6 protein-coding genes are annotated in these 5580 nt (G+C 48.5%); 4 read left to right on the top strand and 2 right to left on the bottom strand.

The genetic code is table 11. The features are described from left to right. Positions 1–132: 132 nt before the first annotated feature. Positions 133–1026, bottom strand: a complete 894-nt coding sequence (locus HK25_RS11415) for a LysR family transcriptional regulator (protein WP_086636291.1) — start codon at positions 1024–1026, stop codon at positions 133–135. Positions 1027–1141: 115 nt separating this feature from the next. Between HK25_RS11415 and HK25_RS11420 the strand changes: the two genes are divergently transcribed. The 3 genes from HK25_RS11420 (at position 1142) to HK25_RS11430 (ending at position 3128) form a co-directional block, all read left to right on the top strand. Then, on the top strand, positions 1142–1474 hold the full coding sequence (locus HK25_RS11420) for a YciI family protein (protein WP_086636292.1): 333 nt from the start codon (positions 1142–1144) through the stop codon (positions 1472–1474). Positions 1475–1526: 52 nt separating this feature from the next. Continuing rightward, positions 1527–2414, top strand: a complete 888-nt coding sequence (locus HK25_RS11425) for an MBL fold metallo-hydrolase (protein WP_086636295.1) — start codon at positions 1527–1529, stop codon at positions 2412–2414. A gap of 294 nt (positions 2415–2708) precedes the next feature. Further along, the gene (locus HK25_RS11430; RefSeq protein ID WP_086636296.1) at positions 2709–3128 is read left to right on the top strand and encodes a VOC family protein; all 420 of its coding nucleotides are present in this window, start codon (positions 2709–2711) and stop codon (positions 3126–3128) included. A gap of 219 nt (positions 3129–3347) precedes the next feature. Here the strand turns inward: HK25_RS11430 and HK25_RS11435 are convergent, their stop codons facing one another. Further along, a complete protein-coding gene (locus HK25_RS11435) occupies positions 3348–4139 on the bottom strand; it encodes a helix-turn-helix transcriptional regulator (RefSeq protein WP_086636293.1) in 792 nt (263 codons plus the stop codon). A gap of 123 nt (positions 4140–4262) precedes the next feature. Between HK25_RS11435 and HK25_RS11440 the strand changes: the two genes are divergently transcribed. Then, a complete protein-coding gene (locus HK25_RS11440) occupies positions 4263–5450 on the top strand; it encodes an MFS transporter (RefSeq protein WP_086636294.1) in 1188 nt (395 codons plus the stop codon). Positions 5451–5580 lie beyond the last annotated feature (130 nt).

The following is a 5580-nucleotide window of genomic DNA, read 5'->3' on the forward strand; positions in this document are numbered from 1 at the left end:
TCGGTAAGCCTGTGAATCACAATCTCTCGCTCAGTTCAATAAATTAACAGGTCCTGAGCCTAGAAGATGTTCGGTAAAAATGATGAGGCTATCAACCGGACAGACCGCTTGCCCTCCATATTTGAGGGTAACTTAAACCTGGAAAGCCTGTTGAAGCTCGGTTACAAAGACTCGCAGTTTTGGGGTCATAACCGGACCTGCGTTATAGAGCAGGTGCATGGGCCTGTCCGGAACTGTCCACCTGGGCATAAGCCGGACAAGCCGTTTGCTTTTAATATCTGGAAGCAAAGCCTGCTCATATCCCAGCAGAATACCATCGCCAGCAAGTGCTGCAGAATGCAGAACACTTGAATCATTACTGATTATCCGCCCGGAGACGGTCACAAGCCGCGTAACGCTCCCTTGAGAAAAGTGCCAGGTCGTTACAGGGCCGCCGGAATTTTCATATATGAGACACTCATGACGCATCAGATCTTCGGGCTGCCCTGGAAAACCGTATTTTTCCAGATAGGTCTTAGCCGCGCAAATGACCCGACGATAGGCCGTCAAAGGACGACTGACCGCTGTAAGGTCCGTCTCCAGTTCACCAATTCGGATCACAGCCTCATGACCATCCATTGTGGGGTGAACCAGTTGATCTGTCAGTGACAAATGGACTTGAATATCTGGATATTTTTTTTGAAAATTGTGAACAAATGGCAGGAATACTGTTCGCCCGAAGGTGACGGGTACACTAACAGATAATATGCCACGCGGTGTGCCAAGCGTATTGGCTGCCAGACTGTCCGCTCGTTCAACGGCCTTCAGAACCAGGCGACACTGCTCGCAATAGAGCCGTCCTGTTTCAGTCAGACTTTGCCGACGTGTGGTCCGATGTAACAGGCGAGCACCAAGGTGATGCTCCAGAGCCTCTATATGCCTGGCGACCATCTGCGGTGACAAAGTCAGATGCTGGGAGGCCGCAGCAAAGGACCCCAGTTCCACGACCCTGATAAAAATCTTCATGCTGGTTAAACGGTCAAGCATTCATCATCCTCAGTTGTGACTGATGTCTCATATCGACAATTTATCCAGCCAGAAAGAAGAATATACTGAAAGCTTCGAGTGATTGGTAAGCCCGGTTCTGAAGGAGACTTTTGAAATGCCTGTTTATCTTGTTCGCATGGAGCACCCTGACGGCGAGGGGTGGGGACAGCATGTCGCAGCACACGTGTTGTATCTCAGGCGCCTTATACAGGAAGGTAGTCTGCTGGCCTCTGGTCCGTTGAAAGGCGCCCCATTGCGCTCCGGCTTTCTGATTATGAAAGGCGCCAGTCGACAGGAGGTTGACGCGATGATTGCCGGTGATCCCTTTGCATCAGAAGGTTTGATTTGTGATCTGCGCATTGAAGAATGGGACCCGCTTTTCGGGTGCCTGTCAAACCATGCAACAGGCGTACTCCCGCAAGACTTGAAATCTCTTTTCCCTTTATGACAACAGTGCTGTATTTCTTTGAGAAATAAAAACGAAAGGGAGGCTTATGCTTCTGAACGATCTTCAGTGGTATACTGTAGGGGATGCCCGCATTCTAAAAATACAGGATCTGACGCTGAAAGCACTCTCTCCGGAACAGCTACTTCCTGACTGGAATAATGCAACGGCACTTCAGGCCTATCCCGACCTGCCTGAAACGCTGGATGCTTCAGAAAAGAAAGTCCTTTTGAGCGTTCATAGCTGGCTCGTCGAGGATCGCGGCCGGAAAATTCTTGTGGATACGGGAGTTGGAAATAACAAGGTCCGTCCTGCTGCTCTGCATTTCGATCATTTGCAGACAGTGTGGCTTGAAAATTTAATGCGCACTGGCGTCAGGCCTGAAGACATCGATTTTGTTCTTCTTACCCATCTGCATGTCGATCATGTCGGATGGAATACATGCCTGAAAAATGGCATCTGGGTTCCGACCTTCCCGAATGCCCGATATATTTTTTCCAAAGCCGAATACGATTTTTTCAGCAATCCTGCTCATGATAGTGCCCGTAATAAAACCAGCTTCATGACACGCATAGATAGCGTTGATCCGATTGTTTCGGCGGGTCTTGCAGATCAGATTGACGTAGACGGATCCGAAATTCTTGAGGGAATTTCCTTTCATTCCACACCTGGGCATACGCCACATCACGCATCTCTTGTGCTGAAATCTGGTATGGAGCGTGCACTCTTTACGGGAGATGTCATGCATCACCCTATTCAAGTGCGTGTTCCGGAGTGGAGTGCCGTTTTTGATGCAGATCCCCAGACAGCCATCGTATCGCGCAAATGGGCTTTGAATTACGCTATTGAACACGATGCGACAGTATTCACATCACATTTCCCGATGACATCTGTTGGCAGAGTTATGACAAGTGACCAAAACATGAGCTGGTCCTTCCTTTAGAGCCACCATTACGCTGGCATGTTACGTCATCCGATAAGCTTTTACGAAGAGGGCATAACTGAAGATGCCGCTTGACCACTACTGCTGACGTCAGCACAATCATCCGTGCCTAAAAAGACAGCGATGCAGGTATGGTGACAACTTGCGGTCTCTTTGGAGACAGTCACGCCTGAGCAGGTAAATCTGCTCCTGACCATGGCCGGGCACGACGAGGATTGGCCTCGTCCGTGGTCGGTCGTCGTTGTCCATGTTGCGACCGGCTCGTGTCCGTCTCACCAACGGAAAGACACAGCTATGAAGCTAAACCACATCAATCTCTACAGCCACGATACTGAAGCTGATCGCGCAATGTTCGAACAATATTTCGGCCTGCGAACTCTCGTTGTGCGTGGAACCAAAATGGCCATCATGCAGGATGATGACGGGTTGGTACTAATCGTCAATCATTTCGCCAAAAAACTCGAAGACTTCAGTTACCCCAGGCAACCCGACATCATGCACATTGGTTTCATCCAAAAGTCTCACGAAGACGTCGATGCTCTGTATACGCGTCTCAGTGCGGATGGCTGGGAGGTGCATGCACCATGCGACACACATGGTGCATGGTCCTTCTACTTTCGAGCAAAGGGCGGCTACTTCATCGAAGTAACGACAGTGACGCCGGTTCGACCCAGAGAAGCGTATCAGGGAAATCCACAATCATACCCGGCATGAGGAGTGCAATATCAGTATCAGTGCTAAGGGTTTGTGAAGAGCACTCATATGTTCAAGATGATTTCAATCAATTCCTTCATCTCGAACTTAGATATTAGGTAAAAATATCAGGGCGCCTGAGGAAAACAGGCTGACCTTCATTGACAAGCTCGTTGAGTCATAATCTCTCGCTGACTTCAGAAGATTAATGCGTCCTGCTCCTGGTATTACAGTCGCATTTTACACCTGACCGGCATGCTCAAAATAACGAGCCGGTGTTTTACCGAGCGCTTTTTTAAACATCTGAATAAATGCCGTAACCGATTCATAACCTAATGCTTCAGAAACCTTCTGAACGGCAACTCCTTTAGCAAGCTCCCGTAACGCTATAATCAGCTGAAGCTGCTGACGCCAGCGGCCGAAGGTCAGTCCGGTCTCCTGTACAATCAGTCGCGCGAGAGAGCGTTCGCTCAAAGCAACACGCTCGGCCCATATTGCCATTATTGCTCTGTCAGCAGGGTTACTGGTGAGCGCTTTTGCTATTTCCCTTACTTTCGGATGATCAGAAACAGGCAGGTTCAGCCGCTCCTCTGGCATAAGGGTCAGTTCATCAAGCAGCACTCTGACAAGCCGAGCTGTGTGACTATTAGCGCTGTAGTCAGAGGAAAGACCTGCAAGATGAAGAATCATCTCACGTACAATGGCTGATATTCCCAAAGTGCAGCAATAATCAGGTAAAGCAGCAGCACCGGGTTCAACAAATAAAAAAGCAAGGTGAGCATTATCTGTTGCACGATTGCTGTGTACCACCCCGCCAGGCACCCATACACCACAATTGGGAGGTACGATCCAAATACCATTGGCAGCTGTAAAAGTTACCGCACCATGTAACGCAAGAATAAGCTGCCCCTTACGGTGCGTATGTGCCGGAGCATCAAGTTCATAACGCGTAAACTCCAGACTGAGCGCGATGGCTGGCTGGTAAGATGTATCGGGATCAAAATCTTCAGGAGCAATCTGAGAGGGAAACATCGTTATTCTGTTATTTTTGGCAGGATAAAATGATTATCAGTCATTATATCGCAATTCATATAAGCGAAAAATAGCTATAACAGTGAAAGAGCCTTACGGCACCTACACTGGAACAGATTTTTTATGAAGAAAAATTTCTCATCATTCATGGTATCGCGACCAGTGCTTCTTATCACCGGTATTTTGCTTATTGCCACCAGTCTGCGCGCGCCCGTTACAGGAATTGCGCCTTTACTCACGATGATCCATAAAACTTTCGCACTGACCACCTTCGCAACTGGCACACTAACAACCCTGCCACTGCTGGCTTTTGCTTTTGCATCACCCTTTTGCGTGTTGCTGGCAAGGCATTATGGTCTTGAACGCAGCCTGATGCTGGGCCTGGTGCTTATTACATCTGGTATTTTTATAAGATCATCCGGAACAGTCTCGATGCTATTTGCCGGTTCAGCGGTTATCGGGCTGGGTATTGCTATTGCTAATGTTCTTCTGCCTGCATTGCTGAAACGAGATTTTCCCAAAAATATTACAACGTTAACCGCTGTCTATGCTTTTGTTTCTGGCGTAGCGGCAGCTGTATTTTCAGGTTGCGTTGTACCTCTTGCCACTCTGCCCTCTTCAAACTGGATGCGTGCCTTAGAGCTTTTTGCCATTCTGCCTTTACTGACAATTGCTGTCTGGCTGCCACAACTACGTAACCATACTCAGCCAGTTGCCGAAACTGCTTCTCCACAGACGTTTCACACGAAAATATGGCAATCTTCTCTGGCATGGTATGTCACGCTATTTCTGGGTCTTAACTCACTTATTTATTATACAGTCATTACCTGGCTGCCCAATATTCTGACTGCAGCAGGCTATTCACTTCATGAAGCGGGATCTCTTCATGGACTAACGCAGCTAGCCACGGCCATTCCGGGTCTGGTGCTTGTACCCACACTACACCGCTTTAAAAACCATAAAGTCATGGCAACCGGGACGACCATCATTACAGGCATTGCTTTACTGGGACTACTTTGCTGGCCGCATCACGCGACTATCTGGACAACGCTTTTTGGTTTTGGCACCGGAGCAAGCTTTATTATGGCTTTATCTTTTATTAGTCTCAGAGCTGGTACTGTACGCCAGGCAAGCGCTTTATCAGGGATGGCACAAACCATTGGCTACACCATTGCCGCAGCGGCGCCACCACTTGTTGGTGCACTGCATGATACATCCGGCAACTGGTCTGCCCCTATCGCACTGTGTATTACAACCTGCAGCATTATGGCAGTATGTGGATATGCAGCGGGTAGTTCGCGCCAGCTATAACCATATTATTTACCCTCATATCTGACCAGAAACGACAAAACATGGCAGGCAGAATGCGGCCCGCTGTCTAGGCTCAGGACCTGTTAATTTATTGAACTGAGCGAGAGATTGTGATTCACAGGCTTACCGA

The sequence above is a fragment of the Acetobacter sp. DsW_059 genome (genome assembly GCF_002153695.1).
Lineage (GTDB): Bacteria > Pseudomonadota > Alphaproteobacteria > Acetobacterales > Acetobacteraceae > Acetobacter > Acetobacter thailandicus.